General features: G+C 72.5%; 21 protein-coding genes and 1 pseudogene. 5 read left to right on the plus strand and 17 right to left on the minus strand.

Going from position 1 to position 22,312, the window contains the following annotated elements; genetic code table 11:
• Window positions 1-18 precede the first annotated feature (18 nt).
• Entirely contained in the window at window positions 19-309 is a 291-nt protein-coding gene (locus ACZ4XX_RS29400; RefSeq protein WP_468510888.1) for an SHOCT domain-containing protein, read from the plus strand.
• A 67-nt stretch (window positions 310-376) separates the two neighbouring features.
• On the opposite strand, the pseudogene ACZ4XX_RS29405 reads toward ACZ4XX_RS29400, so the two are convergent.
• From ACZ4XX_RS29405 to ligA, 4 genes and pseudogenes are all read right to left on the minus strand, one after another.
• Window positions 377-541: pseudogene (locus ACZ4XX_RS29405) on the minus strand (MerR family transcriptional regulator); the annotation flags it as partial.
• 10 nt (window positions 542-551) lie between these two features.
• Window positions 552-1,268, minus strand: a complete 717-nt coding sequence (locus ACZ4XX_RS29410; protein WP_468510889.1) for an esterase/lipase family protein — start codon at window positions 1,266-1,268, stop codon at window positions 552-554.
• 226 nt (window positions 1,269-1,494) lie between these two features.
• The gene (locus ACZ4XX_RS29415; protein WP_468510890.1) at window positions 1,495-2,103 is read right to left on the minus strand and encodes a TIGR03086 family metal-binding protein; all 609 of its coding nucleotides are present in this window, start codon (window positions 2,101-2,103) and stop codon (window positions 1,495-1,497) included.
• 337 nt (window positions 2,104-2,440) lie between these two features.
• A complete protein-coding gene (gene ligA / locus ACZ4XX_RS29420; RefSeq protein WP_468510891.1) occupies window positions 2,441-4,522 on the minus strand; it encodes an NAD-dependent DNA ligase LigA in 2,082 nt (693 codons plus the stop codon).
• Window positions 4,523-4,940: 418 nt separating this feature from the next.
• On the opposite strand from ligA, the gene ACZ4XX_RS29425 reads away from it, so the two are divergent.
• Window positions 4,941-5,633, plus strand: coding sequence for a D-Ala-D-Ala carboxypeptidase family metallohydrolase (locus tag ACZ4XX_RS29425; protein ID WP_468510892.1), 693 nt, complete (start codon window positions 4,941-4,943; stop codon window positions 5,631-5,633).
• Window positions 5,634-5,973: 340 nt separating this feature from the next.
• On the opposite strand, the gene ACZ4XX_RS29430 is transcribed toward ACZ4XX_RS29425, so the two are convergent.
• The 6 genes from ACZ4XX_RS29430 to ACZ4XX_RS29455 form a co-directional block, all read right to left on the minus strand.
• Window positions 5,974-7,044 (minus strand): pyridoxal-phosphate dependent enzyme, encoded by a 1,071-nt coding sequence (locus ACZ4XX_RS29430; RefSeq protein ID WP_468510893.1) that lies wholly within the window; start codon window positions 7,042-7,044, stop codon window positions 5,974-5,976.
• Complete coding sequence (locus ACZ4XX_RS29435; protein ID WP_468510894.1) at window positions 6,965-8,065, minus strand: GHMP family kinase ATP-binding protein; 1,101 nt, start codon at window positions 8,063-8,065, stop codon at window positions 6,965-6,967. The genes ACZ4XX_RS29430 and ACZ4XX_RS29435 overlap by 80 nt, the downstream gene beginning before the upstream one ends.
• Window positions 8,062-8,859, minus strand: a complete 798-nt coding sequence (locus tag ACZ4XX_RS29440; protein WP_468510928.1) for a Rossmann-like domain-containing protein — start codon at window positions 8,857-8,859, stop codon at window positions 8,062-8,064. Before ACZ4XX_RS29440 ends, ACZ4XX_RS29435 begins: the two co-directional genes overlap by 4 nt.
• Before the next feature lie 157 nt (window positions 8,860-9,016).
• The gene (locus tag ACZ4XX_RS29445; protein WP_468510895.1) at window positions 9,017-9,814 is read right to left on the minus strand and encodes an ABC transporter ATP-binding protein; all 798 of its coding nucleotides are present in this window, start codon (window positions 9,812-9,814) and stop codon (window positions 9,017-9,019) included.
• Entirely contained in the window at window positions 9,811-11,016 is a 1,206-nt protein-coding gene (locus ACZ4XX_RS29450) for a FecCD family ABC transporter permease (RefSeq protein WP_468510896.1), read from the minus strand. Before ACZ4XX_RS29450 ends, ACZ4XX_RS29445 begins: the two co-directional genes overlap by 4 nt.
• 103 nt (window positions 11,017-11,119) lie before the next feature.
• The gene (locus tag ACZ4XX_RS29455) at window positions 11,120-12,157 is read right to left on the minus strand and encodes an ABC transporter substrate-binding protein (protein ID WP_468510897.1); all 1,038 of its coding nucleotides are present in this window, start codon (window positions 12,155-12,157) and stop codon (window positions 11,120-11,122) included.
• 153 nt (window positions 12,158-12,310) lie between these two features.
• Here ACZ4XX_RS29455 and ACZ4XX_RS29460 point away from each other — a divergent pair, with 153 nt between their 5' ends.
• The gene (locus ACZ4XX_RS29460; RefSeq protein ID WP_468510898.1) at window positions 12,311-13,663 is read left to right on the plus strand and encodes an MFS transporter; all 1,353 of its coding nucleotides are present in this window, start codon (window positions 12,311-12,313) and stop codon (window positions 13,661-13,663) included.
• 182 nt (window positions 13,664-13,845) lie between these two features.
• On the opposite strand, the gene ACZ4XX_RS29465 is transcribed toward ACZ4XX_RS29460, so the two are convergent.
• Window positions 13,846-14,292: an anthrone oxygenase family protein gene (locus ACZ4XX_RS29465; protein ID WP_468510899.1), complete on the minus strand. Its 447-nt coding sequence runs from the start codon at window positions 14,290-14,292 to the stop codon at window positions 13,846-13,848.
• Between the two features lie 91 nt (window positions 14,293-14,383).
• On the opposite strand from ACZ4XX_RS29465, the gene ACZ4XX_RS29470 reads away from it, so the two are divergent.
• Together ACZ4XX_RS29470 and ACZ4XX_RS29475 are read left to right on the plus strand one after the other, a co-directional pair.
• Window positions 14,384-14,962, plus strand: a complete 579-nt coding sequence (locus ACZ4XX_RS29470; protein WP_468510900.1) for a TetR/AcrR family transcriptional regulator — start codon at window positions 14,384-14,386, stop codon at window positions 14,960-14,962.
• Window positions 14,963-15,295: 333 nt separating this feature from the next.
• The gene (locus tag ACZ4XX_RS29475; protein ID WP_468510901.1) at window positions 15,296-15,694 is read left to right on the plus strand and encodes a VOC family protein; all 399 of its coding nucleotides are present in this window, start codon (window positions 15,296-15,298) and stop codon (window positions 15,692-15,694) included.
• A gap of 146 nt (window positions 15,695-15,840) precedes the next feature.
• Here ACZ4XX_RS29475 and ACZ4XX_RS29480 read toward each other — a convergent pair whose 3' ends face one another.
• The 6 genes from ACZ4XX_RS29480 to ACZ4XX_RS29505 all read right to left on the minus strand — a co-directional run bounded on the left by ACZ4XX_RS29480 (window position 15,841) and on the right by ACZ4XX_RS29505 (window position 22,310).
• Window positions 15,841-17,202 carry a carotenoid oxygenase family protein gene (locus ACZ4XX_RS29480; protein WP_468510902.1) on the minus strand — a complete coding sequence of 454 codons (1,362 nt, stop codon included), beginning with the start codon at window positions 17,200-17,202 and terminating at the stop codon, window positions 15,841-15,843.
• A 212-nt stretch (window positions 17,203-17,414) separates the two neighbouring features.
• Window positions 17,415-17,855, minus strand: coding sequence for an SRPBCC family protein (locus ACZ4XX_RS29485; RefSeq protein ID WP_468510903.1), 441 nt, complete (start codon window positions 17,853-17,855; stop codon window positions 17,415-17,417).
• Between the two features lie 130 nt (window positions 17,856-17,985).
• Window positions 17,986-19,443: an MFS transporter gene (locus ACZ4XX_RS29490; protein ID WP_468510904.1), complete on the minus strand. Its 1,458-nt coding sequence runs from the start codon at window positions 19,441-19,443 to the stop codon at window positions 17,986-17,988.
• A 158-nt stretch (window positions 19,444-19,601) separates the two neighbouring features.
• Complete coding sequence (locus ACZ4XX_RS29495; protein ID WP_468510905.1) at window positions 19,602-20,180, minus strand: TetR/AcrR family transcriptional regulator; 579 nt, start codon at window positions 20,178-20,180, stop codon at window positions 19,602-19,604.
• A gap of 115 nt (window positions 20,181-20,295) precedes the next feature.
• Window positions 20,296-21,534 carry an ATP-binding protein gene (locus tag ACZ4XX_RS29500; RefSeq protein ID WP_468510929.1) on the minus strand — a complete coding sequence of 413 codons (1,239 nt, stop codon included), beginning with the start codon at window positions 21,532-21,534 and terminating at the stop codon, window positions 20,296-20,298.
• A gap of 116 nt (window positions 21,535-21,650) precedes the next feature.
• The gene (locus ACZ4XX_RS29505) at window positions 21,651-22,310 is read right to left on the minus strand and encodes a response regulator transcription factor (protein WP_389040225.1); all 660 of its coding nucleotides are present in this window, start codon (window positions 22,308-22,310) and stop codon (window positions 21,651-21,653) included.
• Window positions 22,311-22,312: the final 2 nt, after the last annotated feature.

Raw genomic sequence — 22,312 nt, forward strand, 5'->3', positions numbered from 1 at the left:
GGAAAGAAGGGAACCTCCATGCCAGGCCTCCTCCGCGGCGTCGCGCGTACGGCCGTCGTCGCCGGAACCGCAACCGCCGTGTCGAACCGGGTGAGCCGCCGCCAGCAGGGCCGGTGGGCTGCGCAGCAGGAACCGCAGTACGCAGCCCCGCCGCCACCGCCGCCTGCGGCCGCACCCGCGCCCGCCCCGGCGGGCCCCGACATGACGAGCAAGATCGATCAGCTGAAGCAGCTCGGCGAGCTCAGGGACCAGGGCGTGCTCACGGACAGTGAGTTCGAGGAACAGAAGCGCAGGATCCTCCAGGCCTAGCTCGTCGACGCACGGCACCGCCCGCACCGGAAGTGAGGTGCGGGCGGTGCCGTGTTCCTCGGAGGGCCCGCCGTGGCCACCTGCCGGATGCGAGGTCGTCGTCGAGGCTTCACCCGCCCTCTGCTCGGCCTCCGGTCCCACCCTCGTCCACACCTACCGACATCGCACGGCGCACCTGTTCCTCCAGGTACGCGTCCGGGCGGGGCCGGTACGCCTCGAACAGGCCGTCGGCGACTCACCGCTCAGGAACGCAGGAACGCCCGGACGCCCTGGGAGACGGTGTCGTCGCCGAGGAGGTCGTTATGGGCCAGGCAGCCCGCGGCGTTGTTCGTCGCACCGGTCAGGGGCACGCTGCTGTCGGGGTTGATGACCTCGTCGCAGGCGGACCACCAGGTGGCGTACCGCACCGTTCCGGGCGTCTCGTCGCCCGACGCGAGACCCTTCTGGACGTACGAGCCGGGAGTCATGTCGCGGCACGCCTGGTCCCACAGCGCACACGCCCATGCGGTGCTCGTGCCGTGGTTGGGACCGGCGAGGGAGACCCAGTGGGCGACCGAGGCCTGACCTGCCGGGTCGTACTTCGCGTACCAGCGGGTGACGAGACTGCCGAAGGAGTGCGCGAGGAGGTCGACTCGACTCGCGCCGGTCCTGCGCTTCACGCCCTCGATGTACGCGGCGAGTTCGCCGGACAGCACCTCGTTCACCGACCGGTGTGTGTCGTAGCCGAAGGAGAACAGTTCACCGTCCGTGTATCCGTCGGCCTTGAAGTCCTCGCGCAGGCCGCCCCAGACGCCGGGGTCGGCGTTGTAGCCGTGGACGAACACGACCGGCGTGCGGGCGGCCGCGCTCCTGACGGGCTCCTGGGCGCGGACCGCGGCGGTGGGGACGAGCAGGGACACGACGGTGGCGAGCATCGCAACGGCGAACCTGGCGGCGATCCGGGAACCGGGCTTCAACACACTTCCCCCTACGACGTGTTACGCACGAGTAGTCAGGAGCATGGTGGGGCCTCCGGGCATGGAAGAACAGCCCTCGTACGCCGGGAGATCCCGCGGCGCGCTCCGCCACGCGCGCGCCGGGTGCCCGGGCCCGCGGGGCGGCCGAGGCGTTCGGCTCGGAGGCGGACCTCCGCCCTCGGCGGCGACCGCGGGCAGGCTCTTCAGCCGCACACCTGCCGCCCCCACCTCACCGGCTGCGGTCCGCCGGTGGCGTCCAGCTCGGGTCTCGGCCGCTCAGGCCCACCGCCCGGTCCAACAGCGGCGCGTCGTCCGGAACGGGCACCACAGCCCCGAAGATGCCTCCGCCGCGGGTCTCGTCCTCCGCGGCCGCAAGCAGGAACGCGTGCGCGGCCCCCAGAGCGGTCTCGTCGGGGACGTACTCCTGGCCGGTGGCCCGGGCAAGGTCCCATCCGTGGATCACCAGTTCGTCGACGACCACCCCGGCCGCGATCTCGCCGGGCAGGTCCACGCTGCCCGCACGGGTCATGCCCGTCCAGGCGGACGGATCCCTCCACGCCTCGGCCAGTTCGTCCAGCACCTGCGGCAGCACCTCACGCCAGTCGGCCGGCAGGGTGGGCACGGCTGTGCCGGGGGCCGTGTCCGTCGTGGGCCCCAGGTCCTTGCGGGCCGCGTCGCGGAAGGCGATGACGAGTCCGGTGAGGTGGCCCAGGAGGTTCCGGACCGCGTAGTCGGGGCAGGGCGTCGGGTCGGCGAGCCTCACGTCGGGGACGGCCGCCGCGAGACGGGCCACGATGCGGGTCTGTGGCCCGAGGTCGAATGTCGTCGATTCGGTCATCTGCCGCTCCTTGGGCGCATGGGTGGTGAAGGGTGGACCGAGTGCGGCCCGCGAACTCATCGGTCGTTGCGCTCCCGACATGAGCGATGGCCGCGGAGGGTCCCGAGCGCGACGGCGACGCACGGTGGTGGCCTTGATGTGCGGACTCCCCGGCTTCGGCACGGCGCTTCATCGTCGCCCCGCAGCGGCCCCGGGGCGCGGCGAACCGCCGCGCCCCGCACTCATCAGCTCATCGGGCCGCAGGTCATCAGCCCCTCTTCCCCTCTTCCCCTCTTCCCCTCAGCCCCTCAGCCCCTCAGCCTCTTCCCCTCAGCCTCTTCCCCTCAGCCTCTTCCCCTCAGCTCAGAAAGTCGGCGACCCGTTCGGCGAACGCCTCCGGGGTGAGGACTTCCACGCCGAGTTCGGCGGCCTTGACCGCCTTGGAGCTCGGCTTGCCGTTCGCCGACGGGGCTGCCACGAGTATCGAGGTCTTCGCGCTGACGCTGCTGCCCGCACGGCCGCCGGCCTTCTCGATCAGAGCGTTCATCTCGGAACGGCCGAAGCCGTCCAGCGGGCCCGCCATCTTTCCGGTGACCACGACGACCTTGCCCTCCAGCGGGCCGCCGCCCTGGGCCGCCGACGGGTCCTCGGGCTCGGTCATGGTGACACCGGCCGCCACCAGCTTGTCGATCACGTGGGCCAGCGCCGCCACCTGCTCGACGACGACCGGGGCCTTCTCCGGGCCGATCCCCTCCACGTCCTGCATCTCGGTGGCGTCGGCCTGCCGGATCGCGTCCATGGTGCGGAAGTGCCGGGCGATGCGGCGGGACATGCTGCGTCCGGTGCCGAGCACGCCCAGGGCGCAGAAGACGCGGTTGAGAGGACGGTCCTTCGCGGCCGCGATCTGCTCGGCGAGCTTCGCACCCCGCTTCGCGCTGCCGGAGGCGGCCGTCAGCTGCTCGACGGTCAGCGTGAAGAGGTCCGCGACGTCGCGGACGTCACCCGACTCCACGAGAGCCGCCACGTACGTCTTGCCGAGGCCGTCGATGTCGAGCATCTCGCGCCCTGCGGCGTACTCGATCAGGGCCGGCAGAGCGCACGCCGTGCCCTTCGCGCAGCGCCACCGCTCCTGCGCCGTGCTGATCTCGCCGCCGCAGCGCGGGCATGCCTCGGGCAGGGGCACCGGCGTCGCTCCGGCCGGGCGGAGCGGGACGACCGCCGCCTGGACGCGAGGAATGATGTCGCCCGCCTTGTACACCGTCACGGTGTCGCCGATGTGGAGGTCGCGACGGCGGATGTCCGCGGGGTTGTGCAGGGTGGCCCGGGTGACCGTCGATCCGTCGATCTCGACCGCTGTGAGGATCGCGGTGGGGGCGAGGACGCCGGTGCGCCCGACCTCCCACACGACGTCCTCGAGCACCGTCTGCCGCTCGATCGCGGGCAGCTTGACCGCGATGGCCCAGTGCGGGAAACGGGAACCGGTTCCGGCCGCCTCCTGCTCGGCGGTGTCGTTCAGCTTGATGACCAGGCCGTCGATCCCGACGGGCAGCTCCGTACGCATCGCGGCGACGGCGTCGGCCTGCGCCTGGGCGGCGGCCAGGTCGGAGACGACGAGCAGGCCGGCCGGGGAGGCCGCGGTCGTCTGCACACCGGCGTCGGCCACCGCCGCCAAGGCCTCGGCGTGGGTCGCTCCCGCCGACAGGAACGGAACACCGTCCAGCTCCACCACCCCGTACGCCCAGAACGTCATCCGGAGCCGGTACGGGCGGCCCTTCGCCCTCAGCGTGCCCGCCGTGCCGTTGCGGGGGTTGACGAAGACCTGCGCGCCATGGGCGGTGCGGACCTCGTTCGCCGTCTCGAACTGCTCCTGGGTGAAGGCGACCTCGCCCCGGACCTCGACGGTGACCGGCTCGGCGAGCTGCTCGGGCAGGCCGTCGATCTGACCGATCACATGGCTGACGTCCTCGCCGTGCCTGCCCTCGCCACGGGTGATGACCTGTACCAGGCGGCCGTCGCGGTAGCGGGCGGCCACGGCCGCTCCGTCGATCTTCGGCTCGACGGTGAAACCACCGGCCGGGGCGCGGCCGAGGCGGCGCTCGACGGAGGCGCCCCAGGCCGCCAGTCCCGGGGCGTCGAAGACGTTGTCCAGGCTCAGCAGTCGGGTGGTGTGCGCGACATCGCCGGCGGGGGCGACTCCGTCCGCCACCAGGCCGGTGGGGCTGTCCGGGGAGACCTCCGCGGGGTGCTGCTCCTCCCAGGCCAGGACGGCGATCCGAAGGCGGTCGTACGACGTGTCGTCCATCGCGCTGTCGCCGTCCGCGTAGTAGGACTGCGAGGCCGCGCGGAGGTTTTGGAGAGCGGCCTCGTACGCGGCGCGGTCGGACACGGTGGGCTGGTCGGGCAGGCTGGACAGCGCCTCGTCGGCGGGAATCGTCGTCATGAGGAGATCCTCTCGCGAGGGTCTGACAATGGCCGGTGAGCCCGTGGGACGGCGTCGGGCGGCGGGGACACTCGCCGTGGGGGCGGCTGCCGGCGTCTTTGTCGCCGGTCACGGTCGTGGGACTCCTGCGGGCGCGGCGCGGGCGGGCGTCCTGTTCTCCCTCCAGGAGCTACTGCTGCACGTGGAGCCGCGGTGGCCGCGGGGGTCACGACGGGGGCGGGGGCTCGTTCATCCGGGCGCCATTGGCTCGACAAATGACGCCTGCTCCGGCGTGGTTGACGCGCGTCGACCGGGGCGTCAGTCTCGGGGGGACCCTCACCCCTGGGTCACCTCGTACTCATGAGGCCATGGAGGATCGATGCCCCGACGCCCCTTGCGTTCCCTACCGCTCCGCCTGCTCCTTTCGTTTGTCATGATCATGACCGCATCCTTGGGTGGGGTGGTCGCCACCGCCGGCACGGCCCAGGCCGACGGCTGCTACACCTGGTCACGCACCCTCTCCCAGGGCGCCTCCGGCGCCGACGTCACCGCGCTGCAGATCCGTGTGGCCGGATATCCCGGCTACGGCGGGGTACTCGCGATCGACGGCGCTTACGGCCCCGGAACGGCAGCCGCCGTCAAGCGCTTCCAGGCCGCCTACGGACTGGCCGCCGACGGTGTCGCGGGACCTGCGACGTTCAGCAGGATCTACGCCCTCCAGGACGACGACTGCACCCCCGTCCACTTCTCCTACGCCGAGCTCAACAACTGCAACACCACCTGGGCGGGCGGCGCAGTGAGCGCGGCCACCGCCAAGTCCAACGCCCTGCGCACGATGTGGAAGCTGGAGGCCCTGCGACACGCCCTCGGCGACCAGAGCATCCGCGTCACCAGCGGCTTCCGCAGCCAGGCATGCAACGACGCGGTCGGCGGCGCCGCCTCGAGCCGCCATCTCTACGGAGACGCGGCCGACCTCGGCGCCGGACCCCACTCCCTGTGCCGACTGGCCCAGCAGGCCCGTAACCACGGCTTCAACGGGATCCTCGGCCCCGGCTACCCCGGCCACGGCGACCACACCCACCTCGACCACAGGTCCGGCCGCTTCTGGTCGGCGTCCAGCTGCGGCATCTGACCACGCGACGGCGGCGCACCACCCCGCACTCGGGCGTCCCAAGGGCCTGGTCGAGGCCGTCGCCGTCGGCGAGGTCGTCCGGGCCGGGTAGTGGACGAAGCGGTGGGCCTCGGTGAGGTTGTGCTCAGCGATCGCGGTGGCGGCGCGCAGATGCGTGCGCGCCGTCACCGGATCGCCGTCCCACACGCGCTCGGCGAGCGTGCCCTCGCGGCACTCGATCGCGGCGCGTTCGCGCCGGGTCGGATGAGGTCGCCGGTCAGCTCACGCCGGCGCCGCCCCTGGCCGTCCAGGGTGCGCAGCCCCACGGGCAGGTTCCTGGGCCGGGGCCGGGGCCGGGGGGTTACGCGGTGAGCGGTGGGGTCGGGGTGCGGTTCCACGGCATCCGCGACCAGGGAAGGGCGAGTTCGGCCTGGTCGGCGATGTCCCGGGGAGCGAGGTGGGCGAGGGGCGCCGCTTCGTGGTGGCGGCTGTAGACGGAGTCGAGGTAGCGGTGGCCGGTGTCGGGGGCGATGAAGAGGACGGTGCGATCGGGGGCGCGGTCGTGTTCGTGCCGGGCGGCGAGGTAGGCCGCGCCGGTCGACAGGCCCGCGAAGACGGCGTGGCGGCGCAGCAGGTCGACGGCGCCCGACAGGGCGGCGTCGAACGAGACCCAGTGCAGGGTGTCGTACAGCTCGTGGGACACGTTCCCGAAGGGGATGGAGCTCCCGATGCCCGCGATGATGATCTCGGGGTCGGAGGTGTGCTGGGCGCCGAAGGTGAGGCTGCCGTAGGGCTGGACGCCGACGAGTTCGACGTCGGTCGGGGCGGCGCCGGTACGGCAGCCGGGTGGGCGGTCGTTCGGGGCATCGCCCGGCACATGGCCCGAGGCGTCACGCAGATAGCGGGCGAGGGCACCGGTGGAGGCGCCCGAGCCCACTCCGCCGACGACGGTGAGCCGCTCCGTGCCCGTTTCCTCGCGGATGCGGTCGGCGACGGCCTGATAGCCGAGGTAGTGGATGTCGTCGTGGTACTGCCGCATCCAGTGGTACTCGGGGTGCGCCGCCAGGATCTCGTGGATCCGTTCGACGCGTCGCTTCTGGTCGAGTTTCAGGTCGTCGCAGGGTTCCATCTGTTCGAGCGTGGCGCCGAGTACGGCGAGCTGGGTGCGCAGCGTCCTGTCGACCGTCGTGGAGCCGACGACGTGGCAGTGCATGCCGTGCCGGTGACAGGCCAGGGCGAGGGCGTGCGCGTAGATCCCGCTGGAGCTGTCGAGCAGGGTGTCGCCGCGCCGTACGACTCCGGTGTCGAGGAGGTGGCGTACGGCGGCGAGCGCGGAGACCACCTTCATCGTCTCAAAACGCAGGCAGACGAGACGGTCGTCGAGACGTATCAGGTCGGGCCGGCCGATCGCCTCGGCGATGTGCTGGTCCATCGAGCGACTCCTTGGTGGTGAACGTGCGGGTGGTGGGGATGCCGTGGGTGTTCAGGGCGTGACGGCAGGCGCGTACGCGGTGGCGCAGGTCCCCGGGCGCGGCCGGGTCGAACAGGACGCCTGCCACGGCGCCGCTGTGCGCGATCTGCACCCCCGCCGCTCCGGAGCGCCGGGCGATCGCGGTCAGCGACTCGAACTCAGGGTGGTTCAGAGCTTGTTGGCCGATCCGTGCACTGGCCGTCGCGACCTGCCCCAGGAGTCGTACGTCCCCCGCGGCGATCGCCCGGCGCAGGGCGGCGCGCAGCCGCTCGTACTCCTGGACGTCGGCGTCGGTGGCCTCCCGTACGGGCAGGGCGAGGGTGTCGACGGGTGCTCCCCCGCCGAGGACGCAGCCCACCACGACCAGGGGCGGGAGGGCCCGACCCAGGACGTCCAGGGTCCGGCCCTCCCGCTGGGCGAAGAGGACCGGGCGGGCGTCGAGCATCAGCGGATCGCTGGCCCGTTCCGCCCGGACGGCGAGGCGGGCGACGGTGTCGGGGGCGAGGTGGAGCCCGTACGAGTCGGCCACCGCGCGGACCGTCGCGATCACGTCGCTGGTGGAGCTGCCCATGCCCAGGCCCACCGGTACGTCACCGGTGAGCCTCAACTGCCCGCCGCTGGGCGGGAGTCCGGCCAGTCGCGCGCACTCCGTCACGGCGAGGACCGCAGCACGTGCGGCCTTCCCACGGTCGGCGGGGGCGACCGTGAGCGCTTCGGGCGGTGTGCCGGGCCGCCGGACGAAATCGGCCCGGCTGCCGGGGACGGGCAGGGGGAGGGTGACGAGGCCCGCGCACCTGCGTCCGTCGGCGTCGAGGAAGACGCCCTGGAGGAGTTCGCCGTGGTGACAGGGGGCGTGTCCGGTACCGGTGGGCAGGTCGAGCCCAACGGGGGCGGTACCGGTGGGCAGGTCGAGCCCAACGGGGGCGGTACCGGTGGTCGAGGCGCTCCGCGGGGCGCGGTCCCGGTGTGTGGCGGGGGTCATGCGCCGTCCACCGTGCGGTAGCGGTACAGGACGGTCTCCTCGGCGCTGAACTGGGAGAAGGGGAACGGCTCCGCCGACAGGGCGGTCACTCCCGAGCCGAGGAAGGCACGGGCGACGGCGCTGCCGCTCTGCGCGTACACGATCAGCGGGATGCCACGGTGGCGGCAGCGGTCCAGGATCGTGTCGAAGGATCCGTTGCTCAGGGTCATGCCCGTGGCGACGACCGCGTCGGCGCGGTCGAGCACCTCGTGCATGTCGTCGGTGACAGGGTCGCCCCACTGCGTCGTCCTGAGGTTGAAGTCGCAGGGCAGGGGTTCGCCGCCGCGCTCACGGATCGCCGCGACCAGCGGATTGACCACACCGATGAGGCCCACCTTCGCGCCCTCCTCGATGTCGAGCAGACCGGCGATGGCCGCGTCGCGGGCCTTCGCGCGGATCTCCGGAGCGCCGCTCGGGAGGCCGACCGGCTCGGCGTCCCCTTCCTCGGCGGCGACCCGGTGCGGTCGCGTGTGGGCGAGGTAGGCGTCGAGGGCGGCGATCCGCAGGGGGCGCGGGGCCTCACGCAGCAGCACGTCGAGCGGCGTGCCGGAGTAGTCGTGGCAGATCGTCGGGGTGAGTTCACCGGCCTCGAACGCGCAGCCGCCGAAGGTGCCGCCGACGCGGACCAGGACGTACTGGTTGAGGTACGTGGTGTCGCCGCCGGCCAGGCGGGTTCCGTGGTGGATCCAGAAGACGCTGGTCGCGACGAGTTCGGCGGGGAGCGGGCCGTGTTCGCCGGCCAGGGCGGCCGCGATGAGCTTGTCGACGGAGACAGACGGGGAGAGGGAGGCGGGGTCGGGGACAAGGACGGCGACGGGGACGGAAAGGGTGGCGGGGAGAGGAGCGCTGGACTCGGGCTCGGTGGGCGTGGAGGCGGAGGCTGAGGTGGAGGTGGTCAAGGTCGTGTCCTCTTCAGAGAGTGGGGCGCGGCGTCGGGACGGGCGCGCCGAGGGAACGGCGGTAGGTGACGGTCGGGTGCCCCAGGGCGTCGGTGGTGAGTTCGGCGTCGACCTCGAACACCTCGGCGAGTCGATCGGCCGTCAGGACGGCCTCGGGGGTGCCTGCCGCGACCAGTCGGCCCTGGTGCAGGAGCAGGAGCCGGTCGCAGTACCGGGCAGCGAGCGACAGGTCGTGCAGGGCGACCAGGACGGTCCGGTCTGCGCCGGTCAGGAGCTCCATCAGCTCGAGCTGGTGCTTGACGTCGAGATGGTTGGTGGGTTCGTCGAGCAGCAGGGCGTACGGCTGCTGTGCCAGCGCGCGGGCGATGTGGGCGCGCTGACGCTCGCCGCCCGACAGGGCCTTCCAGGGGCGGTCGGCGAGCGCGGCGAGGCCGACGACCTCCAGGGCCGCGGTGATCACCGCCCGGTCGGTGGCGTCCGCTCCGCGCCAGCGGTCCCGGAACGGGGTGCGGCCGAGGCCGACGACCTCGGCGACCCGCAGATCGCTGTCGGCGCCCGAGTCCTGTGCGACGAAGGCGACATGGCGGGCGATCCTGCGCGCGCTCCACTCCCCCACCGACGTCCCGTCGTAACGGACCGAACCCGCGTCGGGGGCTCGGAGCCCGGCCAGGCAGCGCAGCAGGGAGGACTTGCCCGAGCCGTTCGGGCCGAGGAGGCCGACGGTCTCGCCGGAGGCGATGCTCGCGCTGACCTCACGTACCACCGGTGTGCCCGCCACCGACCAGCTCAGGTTCTCGGCGGTGATCCTCACAGTTCCCCCCTCCTGCGCAGGACGAGGAGGAAGAGGGGTACACCGAGGAGTGCGGTGATCACGCCGACGGGGACCTCGCGGGGTGCGAAGGCGATGCGTGCGAGCGCGTCCGTCCACACGAGGAACACCGCGCCGGCCAATGCCGCGTACGGCAACAGCACCCGGTGCAGCGGTCCGACGAGGAACCGCACCCCGTGGGGCACGATCAGCCCGACGAAGCCGATGGCGCCGACGGTGGCCACGGCGACCGCGGTCAGCGCGGCCGTCACCACGAGCAGCAGCATCCTGGTGTGCCGCACACCGATGCCGAGGGAGGCGGCGGTGTCGGTGCCGAAGGCGAGCCCGTCGAGGGCGCTCGAGCACAGCCACGCCACGATCAGGCCCAGCGGGGTGACGATCGCGCAGACCACGACGGTGTTCCAGCGGGCCGGTGCCATCGACCCCAGCAGCCAGTGCGTGACGGCCCGCGTCGTGTCCGCGTCCGCCGATGCCATGAGGATCAGCGAGGTCAGCGCGGTGAGCAGCTGTCCGACGACCACGCCGGTGAGCACGATGCGGACGGAGTCGAGGCCGGTGCGCCTCAACAGGAGGAGCAGCAGCGCGAAGGAGAGCAACGCGCCGGCGAGCGCGCCGCCGGTGACCCCGAGGGTGCTCGCGCCGATTCCGAGGACGACGACGGCGACGGCGCCGGTCGACGCGCCGGAGGAGACGCCGAGCAGGTAGGGGTCGGCGAGTGCGTTGCGGGTGACCGCCTGGAGCACCGTGCCGCACACGGCGAGCGAGGCACCGACGAGCGCGGCCATCAGGACCCGCGGCAGCCGCAGGTCCCAGATGAGCGAGTCCATCAGCGGGGGCAGCGGCGCGACGTCCAGGCCGAGATGGGTGGCGAGGACGCGGCCCAGGTCGGTCCAGCCGGTGTCGGCGGTGCCGATGCGGACGGCCGCGGCGATCGATCCCACGAGGGCGGCCGTGGAGAGGAGCAGCAGGAGGGGGCGGGCGCCGACGGCGCGGGGGCCTCCGGGAGGCGGCCCTCCGGTGCGAGGGTCCCCGGTGCGGGGACCTCCGGGCCCGGAGGTGACGGTCTCCGCCGAACGGCCGCGTCCGCGGGCCGTCGGGAGCAGGAGGTCGGCCGCTGCCAGTCCTCCCGGCGAGCCGTCGGGCGGCTCGGCAAAGGGCGGCTCGGCTGACGCCCGCGCGGGCATGGGCGAGGGCTTTCGGGCCGGCCGGCCGGCCGGGGTGCCCGTAACCCCTGTCTCGGGCCGGCCGACCGACACCCCTCCCGAGGCCGTCCCCGGAGTCCGGTGGTCAGCGGGCATGCCCGAGGTCCTTCATGCCCTGCGCGAGCAGTCCGAGGGCGTGCACGGAGCGGACCGAGGGGTCGAGTTCGATGCCCGGCACCTCGAGGATCCTGTCCTCGCGGACGGCGGCCAGCCGTGAGATCACCGGGTGCGCCTTCATCATGGCGCGCTTCTCGGCGGCGCTGTCGCCGGGGCGGCCCCGCTCGGACAGGTCGCCGATCACGATGAAGTCCGGGTCGCGTCGGGCGACCTCCTCCCAGGAGACCTCGGGCCAGTCCTCCTGGACGTCGTCGAAGGCGTTCTCGGCGCCCACGATCCGGCTCATCTCGCTGGGGAGGCCGGTCCCGCCCGCCACGTACGGCATGCCGTTGAAGACGGAGTAGAGGTAGACGACGGTCGGCCGGTCCGCGCCCCGCCGCACCTTCGAGGCGTTCGCGCCCGCCCTGGCGACCGCGGCGCGCTGGTCCGCCGCGAGCTTGCCGGCACGGTCCTCGGCGCCGAAGAGCCTGCCCAGGTTCTCGTAGTCGGAGAAGAGCAGTTCGAAGGGGGTCCGGCCGGGCGGGTTGTGCTGCGGGCAGTCCACGGCGCTGACGAAGGTGGGGACCTTCAGGGCGTCCAGTTCCTCGCGGGTGCCTGCGCGGTCCTCGGTGTAGAGGTCGGCGGAGCCCGCGACGACGAAGTCGGGGGTGGCGGCGCGCAGTTGCTCGCCGGTGGCGATCTTCGGGGCGATGACGGGGATCTTCGCGTACGCGGCTTCGTACGGGGCGGGGATCTTGGTCTTGAGGTTGGCCGTGCCGGCCATCCGGTCCTGGAGTCCGAGTTCGAGCAGGGTCTCGGTCGAGCTCTGGTCCAGGGCGACGGTCCGCCGCGGCGGCTCGGCGAGCGACACCTGGCGGCCGCAGCTGGTGACGGAGGCCGACCGCGCCGCGCCGGGTGCGGCGCCGGGCTCGGTGTCCGCAGCGGACCCGCCTCCGCCTGCGGTCGAACAGCCCGCGGTGGCGAGGGCGAGGGTCAGGGCGATGCCGATACGGGCGGGGTGGCGCATGGGTTCTCCGGTCTGGGAGGGGCGGGCATGGGTGTTGTCGTGCACCGGGCAGGAGTGCCGCGTTCGAAGGGTACTGTAATGGCAATCATTTTCATTAATGACCCCGGGGGCGGTTCGACGGACCGCTCCCCCACCTCCGAGGAGCAGCACGCCGTGGCCACCACACCCGCACCCACCACGACCAAGTCCCCGTCCCCACCCCCGCGTTCGGTGCTTCGGGACCCCGCCTTCCTCCGCCTGTGGGCGGGCACCACCGCATCCGGCCTCGCGACCTGGGCCCTGCCCTTCGTCCTCGGGCTCGCCGTACTGCACCGCGATCTCGGTGCCGCGGGACTCGGCCTCGTCCTCGCCGCCCGCACCGCCGGATTCCTCGCCGCCGTCACCGTCGGCGGCGTACTGGCCGACCGGCACTCCCGCCGCGCGGTCGTCCTCTGGTCCGCACTCGCGGCGGCCGCCGCCGCGCCCCTGCTCGCCGTCGGCCTCGGGCGGTCACTCCTGCTGATGACGTTCGCCGCGGCTCTCGCAGGCGCCGGGCAGGGCGCCTGCCGCCCGGCGTTCCAGGCGCTCACGGCGGAGACCGTCGAACCGGGACGACGCCAGCAGGCCAACGCCGCCATGACGATGGCCGTACGCGGCTCCACACTCGCCGGGCCCACCCTGACCGCGCTGCTCGCGGCCTTCCTCGACGTCCGTACGCTGCTGCTCGCCATCGGCGCGCTGTGGCTGGTCGCCGCGCTCGCCCCGGGCAAGGGGGGCGTCGTCGCAGCGGCGACGGAGGTGGATCCGGGCGCGGAGGCGTGTGCCGAGCAGGGCTCGGCGGAGGCGGCGGGGACCACGGAGGCGACCGCCGCATCCGTCCCGGGGCCGTCCCCGCGTGCCGGGTTCCGCGCCGAATTCCTGGAAGGCATACGGGAGGCACGCCGCCACCCGTGGTTCCTCGCCGGTCTCGCCGGTCTCGTCGCCGTCATCGCGCTCGGCTACTCGGCCACCAGCGTCGCGCTGCCGCTGATCAGCCGGGACCGCTACGGCACCGAGTGGGTTCTCGCCGCGGCGATGACCGCGTACACCGTGGGGGCGCTCGGCGGCGCCCTCGTCATCGCCCGCCTGCGGCCCCGCTCCCAGGGCTGGGCCGCGTTCGCCGGGCTCGGCGCGTACGGTGTCGCGCCGTTGAGTCTGATGCTGCCGGTGCACCCGGTCGTGGTCGTCGCCGCGTACGCCGTCGCCGGGATCGGCATCGAGCTGTTCAACGTGCCCTGGTTCACCGCCACCCAGCGGGAGGTCGCGCCGGACAAGCTGGCCCGGGTCTCGTCACTGGACTTCCTGGTGTCCTACGGCCTTGCTCCCATCGGCCTCGCCCTGATCGCACCCGCCATCGACCACTTCGGAGTGACGCCGGTCCTCGCCGTGTGCGCCGCAACCTGCTTCCTCGTACCGGCCGCAGCGGCGCTCGTGCCCACGGCCCGCCATTTCGCACGTACGGCTCCGACAGAGACGCGGAGCGGGTGACGGCCCGGCCGGCCTTGCGGCCGGGTGGGTGACCGACCGACCTTCCGGTGTCCGTCCGGGGCCGTGCAAGGCGGCCCCGGATGTCATTCGATGGGGTGATCCGGGGGTGACCGACTGAGGATCAGCGGGACCGCAGAGGAGCCGCTGGGCGCGCCGCACCGGCGCGGTGTCGGCCCGCGGGTTCAGACGAGGGCGGCGACCAGCAGGGCGAAGGCGGCGATGATGACGGCGACGCGGACGTAGTGGAAGCGGTCCCAGCGGTTCTGCTGCTCCTTCCAGTCCGCGGGTCGGTTGTCGGGCGTCCACGTCTTGCCCCGGTTGTTGATCGGGACGAGCAGCAGGAGCGACATGATCACGCTGACGATCAACAGCGCGCCGGCGGTGACGACGAGTCCGGCGCCGCCTCGGCTCCAGCCGGCGACGGCCCAGACCGCGACGAGGACGAGTGAGCCGATGTACCAGACCGGCATCACGGCACCGAGCATCCGGCCCCCGTGTGCGCGGCCGAGTATGCCGCTCTCCTCCGGAAGGGCTTTGAGGATCGGGTTGATGACGAACGCGACGGAGAACTCGACCCCCACCATCAGGCCGACGACCACCGTCGTGAAGACCTCGAGTGCGTTGAGCATGGTGACCCCTCTCAGGATCTAGCGTTGCTAGCTGATGTGACAACGCTAGCGCTACTGCCGCTCGAATGTCTAGCAATGCTAGAATCGTGTCATGTCGGTACAGCAACGCAAGGAACGCGAACGGGCGGACCGCGAGCGCCTCATCGTGGCCACGGCCCGTGAACTCGCCGAGCAGCAGGGCTGGGACGCGGTCACGACCCGTCGGCTCGCCGAGCGCATCGAGTACAGCCAGCCCGTCCTCTACAGCCACTTCCGTGGCAAGCGCGAGATCATCGGCGCCGTCGCCCTCCAGGGCGCCTCCGAGATGGCTGCGGCGCTGCGGGCCGCGACCTCCGCCGCGGACGCCCCTCGCACCCGGGTCGCCGCCCTCGCCCGCACCTACCTCGACTTCGCCGAGCGCAACCCGGCGGTCTACGACGCCATGTTCCAGCTCGACGGCGGTCTGGCCTTCGCACAGGAGGACACCCCGGAGCCGCTGAAGGACGCGTTCGCGGCCCTGCTGGAAAGCCTCGGCGAGGTCGCCGGGGACGGCATCCACCCGGGACTGTTCACCGAGACGTTCTGGGCCGCCCTGCACGGCCTGGCCACTCTGACCCGGGCGGGACGACTGCCGCCTCAGCACACCGAGTGGAGGGTGGAACTGCTGGTGGACCGGCTCGCCGTCGCCTGACGCACCGTCCCTGCGGGCAGGGGACCGAGGCGTTCAGGCCCGCCGCCCCGCCTCCGGCAATCGCGTCCGGTCCCCTCGCGGGGTTCTGGCCGACACCCCTCTCCGCGTCGGACCGACCCGCCCTATAGCGTGCGCTCGGTCTGACAGGACGGCTCCGAGTCAGACGGGCAGCGGCCGCCGTTCGGGTCGAGCTCCGCGAGCAGCCGCCTCGCGGCCGTCGTCGCGCCGTCGGTGCCGCGTCGTCGGTGCCGCGCCCTCCGTACGTCGATAGCAGCACCCGCACTCCTTCAATTAGGACGGGAACTGGCCTACATGGACGCCAGACTGCTCTGCATGACGACGACATTCCGGGGCCTCGCCACCATCCGCTATCACGCCGACGACCTGGCGGCCGCCCGTGCCTGGTACTCCGAAGTGCTCGGCATCGAGCCGTACTTCGAGCGCCCCGAGTACATCGAGTTCCGCCTCGGCGACTACCGCCAGGAGCTCGGCATCTCCCGAACCCCCTCCGCCCCCGCCGGAGTCGTCGCCTACTGGCACGTCGACGACGTCGACGCCGAGATGGCCAGACTGCTGGGCCTCGGCGCGAAGGAGCACGAACCGCTGCGCGACTACGGCGACTTCCGCGCCGGAGCCGTACTCGATCCGTTCGGCAATGTCCTCGGCATCATGCGCAACCCGCACTACCTGGAGGTGCTGGGGGATCACGACCGGGCGGCCGCCGGCAGCTGACGACCTGACGCCACCCGCTCCCCCGCCTCGCCCCCGGGACGGGACAGGCGCCGGACGGCCGTGAGGATCGGCCGTCCGGCGCCCGCCCCGTTCGGGGTGCGCAGGACGTCGGATGCTTCGCCGGGGCGCCTGCCCTGCACGGCGTGTCAGTTCTCGCCGTCACCGAAGACGGTGTCGGGGATCCATGAGCCGTGGATGCCCGCGGTGACACGGCGGGGCAGGTGGACCGTCGCGATCCGGTCCAGGCCCGAGGCGTCCATGACCAGGAGCTGCGAGGCATCCTGCTTGAGGTCGGAGACCACCGTGAGCAGGTAGCCGTCGTCCTCCCGGGTGGCCCCTGCGGCCGGCACGAAGACCGCCTCGCTCGGCAGCCTCGCGTCACCGACCTCATGGAGACGGCGTGCACCCGTCGTACGGTCGTACTTGACGATCCCGTAGCCGCCGAGGCCGTTCTGGTCGGGGAAGGACACCGCGTACTGGTAGCGGTGCTCCGATCCGAGGAAGTCCTCGTTGAAGGTGGGGAACTCCACCGCCAGGTCGTCGACGACCTGCTCGTCGACGCTGCCGGTCGCCAGGTCGATCACCCAACGCCGTATGAAGGAGCGGGTGTTGGGCTCCGTACCGCGCCCGGGGGCGCCGACCCACCAGTTCCAGGAGAGCCGGAATCCCTCGCGGTCGACGGTGGGGCCCTCGAGGACGATCCGGCCCCTGTCGTCCTCGTAGGCGTTGGCGGCGTGCAGCATGCTGCCGGGCTCGATGGGGAACCAGCGGATGTGCGCCGCGCCGTCCGCACCCCTGGGCATGACGCCGATCCGGGCCGGCTGGGCGTCGTTCCAGGCATAGGGGATGCCGGAGTGCTCGCTCGGGTCGAAGGCCACCGAGCCCTCGACGAAGACGACGTGGTGGCGGGTGAGGGCGAAGTCGTGCTTCAGGGAGGCCGTGGCCCCGGCCACCTCGACGCCTCGGGTGATGGTGCCCCTCGGGTCGGCGACGTAGTACACGAGGTGCGGAGGGAAGGGCGAGGAGCCGAAGAAGTGCAGTTCCCCCGTGACCGGGTCGGTCTTGGGGTGCGCGGTCATCGCGGTGCGCAGCGTGCCCCCGAAGTCGTAGGGACCGACGGTGTCCAGATCCCGGGTCAGTTCGAACGGGACGTTGGCCTCGCACAGGGCGAGGAGTCGTCCGCCGTGCTCGATGACGTGCGTGCCGGCGGTGCTGGCGGTCAGGTCGGGACCGTTCTCGGTCATGTACGGGGCGCCCTCCAGCGCGGGAGTGTGCACCCAGCGGTTGCGGTACCACTCCGCCCGGCCGTCCTGGAGCCGGACGCCGTGGACCATGCCGCTGCCCTTGAACCAGTGGGCGGGCGTGACACCGGGCTTCGGGTTGTGGCTGTTGCGGACCAGCCGGCCGGACAGCTCCGGGGGCAGGCTGCCCTCGATGGTCAGCCCCGTCGCGCTGATCTCGTCGACGGCGGGCGCGTAGTGGCCGGTCAGGAAGGGCTTGCTGGTCATGTCTGGAACCTCGCTTCTCGGTGTGTCCGGTCTCGGTCTCGACGTGCGGTGCAGTGCGGTGCGGTGCGGTGCTGTCCGGCGCCGGCCTCGACGTGCGGGGCAGTGCGATGCGGGGCAGTGCAGCGCAGTGCGGTGCTGTCCGGCGCGGTATGGACCGCGGTGGAGTGGGGCGCGGTGCGGTGGGAGCGGGGAGGCGCAGGGCTGCGGGGGTCTCAGATGCCGCGTTCCGCACGGTCCTTCAGGGAGGTCAGCCAGCTCCGCAGGGACTGGTCGAGGGCATGGCCGAGTTCCTCGGTCGCGGCATCGACGGGTGCACCGCTCCACGACTCCTCGGTACGGACGGTGACCCGGTCGCCGGTCCGCTCGAAGGTCCACACGTGGATGCCGGTGATGCCGTTGGCAGGGCCGCCCCACACGATCCGCTCGCCGGGGACGAGTTCGGTGACCGTGGAGGTGATGTCCAGGCCGTGGGTCTTCCAGGTGAAGGAAGCCCCTTCCTGCAGGGGGCCGTTGAGGGCGGCCTCGTCGACGTCCGTGTTCCAGGTGGCCCAGGCGTCGATGTCGGTGTGGAGCTGCCACACCCTCTCGATCGGGGCGTCGATCACGGTGGCCAGGCGGGCGATGACGGGGGCGTTCTCGTCGATGGTGTACATGGGGTGTTCCTTCTCTCGTGGTGGGTCGTGCGTGGGGAACGGGGCTACCGCTGGGGAAGCGGGGCCGCCGCCGGGAAGCGGGACTGCTGCTGGGAAACGGGGCTACTGCTGGGATCGGGGCTTGTCGCGGTCAGGAGGTGTGTGTCAGAGGTAGGGACAGAGGGCGGCGGCCCGCTCGGCGGGCGAGCATCAGGGCCAGGGCTGCCGTGACCGCGAGGACCGCGGCCGAGAGGGCGAAGGCGGTGCGATAGCCGGCGGTGAGCGCCTCCACGTGCGGTCGGCCGGCGTTCTCCGCGTGGGCCGTGACGGAGCCGGCCAGGGAGGTCAGCACGGCGAGCCCGATGGCTCCGCCGATCTGGCGCGTGGTGTTCACGAGGCCCCCCGCCAGACCCGCGTCGGTGCGCGGGACTCCCTCGACGGAGAGGGCGGTGAGCTGGACGAAGGCGACGCTCAGGCCGAGCCCGATCAGCAGGCTCGGGCCCAGGACGTCGGCGGCGTAGCTGCCGTCGGTACCGACCCGTGCGAGCCACAGCAGCCCGCCCGCCTCGACGAGCAGCGCCCCCGTCACGGTCGCCGTGGCACCGATCGACCGGGCGATGCGGGGCGCCAGGGCCGAACCGAGCATGATCGCTCCGGCCGGCGGCAGCTGACCCAGGCCCGTCACCCAGGGGCTGGAGCCGAGTACCTGCTGCTGGTAGAGGGGCAGGAAGAAGAAGAGGGCGATCCATACCGACCCGAGCAGTGCCATGAGCGCGTTCCCGGCCCCGACCCTGGCTTCGGTGAACAGCCGTGGCGGCAGGAGGGGGTGGGGAGCCCGTCGCTCGATCAGGGCGAACACGACGAGGAGTACGGCGGCGAGGGCAAGGGCTCCCAGCACCTGGGCGTCCGCCCAGCCGGAGCGGCGGGCCCCGGTCAGTCCCCAGACCAGGGCGGTGAGTGCGAGTGACACGCTCGCGGTACCCGGCAGGTCGAACCGCCCTCGCTTCGGCGGTTCGGTGCCGGGCCGCGGCAGCGCGGGCACGGCGACGGCCACTCCACCCAGGACCAGCAGCGCCCCTCCGGCCACCGCGTGGAAGATCCACGGCCAGCCCCACGCCTGCGTCAGGGCACCGCCGAGGAGGACGCCGGCCGCGCCTCCCGCTCCGGAGACCGCGCCCCAGACCCCCAGCGCTCTCCCTCGCCCCTGACCGGGCGGGAACGATTCCATCAGAAGCGCCAGGGCCGCCGGGGCGACGGCCGCCGCCCCGAGGCCCTGCGCGGCACGCGCGGCGATCAGCACCTCCGGCGTGTGCGCGAGGCCGGCCGCCAGTGACGCCGCCCCGAAGAGTCCGAGTCCCGCGAGCAGGACCCGCCGGCCTCCCAGGAGGTCCGCGGCGCGGCCGCCGGCCAGGAGCAGAGCCCCGAAGGCGAGCCCGTAGGCGTTCACGACCCAGGTCGTGCCGCTCTCGGACAGGCCGGCTCCGGCTCGGATCTGAGGCAGGGCCACGTTCACGATCGACGTCGCGAGCATGATGGTGAACTGCGCGCCCGACAGTGCCGCCAGCGCAGCCCGGGGGCGGCGGGTGATGGTTCCGGACTTCTTCCGCACGACAGGCTCCCGCTTCGATGATCTCAATGTGTGGTCAACCACTCACACCTGTTCCCGAAAAACAGGCGGGGCCGCCACGCCCCGCCGATCACTCCCCGCGCACCCGCCTGCCCGCCCTCCCGCCATCGAAGCGGGAATCGGGTCAGGGGGCCAGGGGGTCAGTAGTGCCTGATGCCCGCCGAAAGCGTCCGGCTCCAGGGGGCGTCCACCTCTCCGGCCCCCATCGACACGATGAGGTGACACAGGGCCCCCAGCGCGAAGAACTCCTGGACCTGCCGCTCACTGCCGCCCGAGGCGCCACGCACGTACTCCACCAGCCGGGCATAGCCCTGCCGCACGGCCTCGCGCACCGCCGGCTCGGAGGTCGAGGCCGCCTGCGCCTGGAGCTGCACGAGCATCAGGTCGCCGTCACCCTCGCTGCCGCTGATCAGCCTGGCGTACGAGTCCCCCATGGCCGAGAGCACGATTTCCGGAGTGCTGCCCTGCGCCTCGGCCGCGGCCCGTTCGAAGCTGGCCCGCACCTGGACGAAGCTGTGCTCCACGACGGCGACGAACAGGGATTCCTTGTTCGGGAACAGCCGGTAGACGTACGCCTGGGAGATGCCCGCGGCCTTGGCGACCTCGGTCGTCGTGGTGCCGAAGTAACCGCGGGCGGCGAAGGCGCCGATGGCGGTACGCAGCACCGTCGCACGGCGCTCCTCGGCGGTGGACAACTGGCGTGGACGCTCTGACTTCATGTGAGTACTTAACCACTCACACTTTGTCGAAGTCAACCGTCGCCGAACCCTGAACCCCGAACCCCGAGCGCCGAACCCTCAAACCCGACCGCTGTCGGCCGGACGTCGCGCGTCCTCACCTCTCCCCACCGAACCGCACCCGTACCGTGAGGCCGCCGCCCTCCGGATTCGGGAACGCCTCCGCCGTCGCGCCGTGGGCCCGGGCGATCGACTCGACGATCGAGAGGCCGAGGCCCACGCCCTCGTCCGGGGCGTGGGTGCGTTCCGTCAGACGGCGGAAGGGCTCGAAGAGCAGCGGGACCGTCTCGGGCGGGACCTCGGGTCCGGTGTTCGCCACCTCGATGCCTCCCGGACCCGTACGGACCTCGACCCTGCCGCCGGGGACGTTGTGGCGTACACCGTTCACGACCAGGTTGTGCACCAGACGGTCGAGCAGCACCGCGTCGCCGTCGACCGTCAGGGGCCGGGCCCGCACCGACACCGTCACCTCGTGTTCCGCGGCCTCGGCCGCCAGCGCGTCCGCAGCCTGCCGGGCCACCTCGTGCACGGCCACCGGACGCCGCTCCCGAAGTCCCTGGTCCGACGCGGCGAGCAGGAGGAGGCCCTCGATGATCCGTTCGCTGTCGTCCGCGACCTCGATGAGCTTCGCCCGGATGCGGGTGACGCGCTCCGGCGACGGTTCCCCCGCGAGCCCGATCTCGGCTGCCGCGCGCTGCACGGCCACGGGCGTACGCAGCTCGTGGGCGGCGTTCGCCGCGAACCGCTGCTGGGCGGAGACCAGCCCCTCCATCCGGCCGAGCATCCCGTCGAAGGTGTCGGCGAGCCGCTTCAGTTCGCCCGGCGGCCCGTCGAGCGCGATCCTCTCGTGCAGGTTCTCGCCCGACAGCCGGCGGGCCGTCTCCGTGATCACGGCCACCGGCCGGAGCACCCGGCCGGCCATCCACCACGCGAGCACGACGGAGAGAACCGCGTACGCGAGGATCACGATCAGCGACACCGTCAGAAGGCGCTCGAGCGCCGCCGACTCCGCCGCGCCGCTCACCGACCTCGTGATGGCGAGCACCTCGCCGGGGAGCTCGGTCGCGCCGCTCGGGGCCGGGCTCGCGGGTACCGGGCTCACCGGTGGGGCAGTGCCCGGAAACGGACTGGCCGGAGCGGCACTGGTGATCGCGGTCGGATGGGCGCTGGGCAGCTCCTCCAGCCGCCGCGCCGGTACGGTCCCGGTGACGGCCAGGCTGATCGACGAGTACAGGCCCTCCTTGACGAGGAAGTACACGACCCCCGTCAGCAAGGCGCCCGCGAGCAGCAGGAGCCCGCCGTACAGGCCGGTCAGCCGGGCCCGCTCCCCCGTCACGACCTGCTTCACGACCCGCTTCACGGCGTGCCCCATGCTGTTCTTCCCGACGTGCTGCTCCACGTGCTTCCCGACGTGCTCCATGGCGTTCTTCCCGACGTGCCTCTCGACGTGCTTCACGACCCGATCCGGTAGCCCGACCCGGGGACCGTCTCCACCACCGGCGGCTCGCCCAGCTTCGCGCGCAGTTTGCTCAGCGTGACCCGTACCGCGTTCGTGCGGTAGCTGGTGTGCTCCTCCCAGACCTGCTCGATCAGGTCCTCGCCGCTGACCACCGCCCCCTCGGCCCGCAGCAGGGCCTCCAGGACCGCGAACTCCTTCCGGGACAGCTGCAGATGGCGGCCGTCCCGGCTGGCCTGGCGGCGGGCGGTGTCCAGCACGATCCCGGCCCGCTCCAGGACGGGCGGCAGGGCGGGGCGGGCACGCCGGCCGAGCGCCAGCACACGGGCGAGCAACTCGTCGTACGCGAAGGGCTTGGCCAGGTAGTCGTCGGCGCCGAGGCCGAGGCCCTCGACCCGGTCCCGTACCGTGCCCGCCGCCGTCAGCATCAGCACCCGGGTCATCAGCCGCTGTTCGACCACGCGGCGGCAGACGTCGTCGCCGTGCATCCCGGGCAGGTCCCGGTCCAGGACGAGCACGTCGTACTCCCCCAGCTGCAGTTTCCGCAGTGCTTCGAGGCCGTCGGCCGCGATGTCCACGGCCAGCGCGTCGCGGCGCAGCCCTTCGGCGATCATCTCGGCGAGAAACGCCTCGTCCTCCACCACCAGTACGCGCATGG

Source organism: Streptomyces sp. NPDC029956 (assembly GCF_055574655.1).

What these genes read in the sequence shown, in the direction of transcription:
- ACZ4XX_RS29400 (WP_468510888.1), top strand. Translation starts at nt 19, where the DNA reads ATGCCAGGCCTCCTCCGCGGCGTCGCGCGTACGGCCGTCGTCGCCGGA.
- ACZ4XX_RS29415 (WP_468510890.1), bottom strand. Translation starts at nt 2,103, where the DNA reads ATGACCGAATCGACGACATTCGACCTCGGGCCACAGACCCGCATCGTG.
- ligA (WP_468510891.1), bottom strand. Translation starts at nt 4,522, where the DNA reads ATGACGACGATTCCCGCCGACGAGGCGCTGTCCAGCCTGCCCGACCAG.
- ACZ4XX_RS29425 (WP_468510892.1), top strand. Translation starts at nt 4,941, where the DNA reads ATGACCGCATCCTTGGGTGGGGTGGTCGCCACCGCCGGCACGGCCCAG.
- ACZ4XX_RS29430 (WP_468510893.1), bottom strand. Translation starts at nt 7,044, where the DNA reads ATGGACCAGCACATCGCCGAGGCGATCGGCCGGCCCGACCTGATACGT.
- ACZ4XX_RS29435 (WP_468510894.1), bottom strand. Translation starts at nt 8,065, where the DNA reads ATGACCCCCGCCACACACCGGGACCGCGCCCCGCGGAGCGCCTCGACC.
- ACZ4XX_RS29450 (WP_468510896.1), bottom strand. Translation starts at nt 11,016, where the DNA reads ATGCCCGCGCGGGCGTCAGCCGAGCCGCCCTTTGCCGAGCCGCCCGAC.
- ACZ4XX_RS29455 (WP_468510897.1), bottom strand. Translation starts at nt 12,157, where the DNA reads ATGCGCCACCCCGCCCGTATCGGCATCGCCCTGACCCTCGCCCTCGCC.
- ACZ4XX_RS29465 (WP_468510899.1), bottom strand. Translation starts at nt 14,292, where the DNA reads ATGCTCAACGCACTCGAGGTCTTCACGACGGTGGTCGTCGGCCTGATG.
- ACZ4XX_RS29470 (WP_468510900.1), top strand. Translation starts at nt 14,384, where the DNA reads ATGTCGGTACAGCAACGCAAGGAACGCGAACGGGCGGACCGCGAGCGC.
- ACZ4XX_RS29475 (WP_468510901.1), top strand. Translation starts at nt 15,296, where the DNA reads ATGACGACGACATTCCGGGGCCTCGCCACCATCCGCTATCACGCCGAC.
- ACZ4XX_RS29480 (WP_468510902.1), bottom strand. Translation starts at nt 17,202, where the DNA reads ATGACCAGCAAGCCCTTCCTGACCGGCCACTACGCGCCCGCCGTCGAC.
- ACZ4XX_RS29485 (WP_468510903.1), bottom strand. Translation starts at nt 17,855, where the DNA reads ATGTACACCATCGACGAGAACGCCCCCGTCATCGCCCGCCTGGCCACC.
- ACZ4XX_RS29495 (WP_468510905.1), bottom strand. Translation starts at nt 20,180, where the DNA reads ATGAAGTCAGAGCGTCCACGCCAGTTGTCCACCGCCGAGGAGCGCCGT.
- ACZ4XX_RS29505 (WP_389040225.1), bottom strand. Translation starts at nt 22,310, where the DNA reads ATGCGCGTACTGGTGGTGGAGGACGAGGCGTTTCTCGCCGAGATGATC.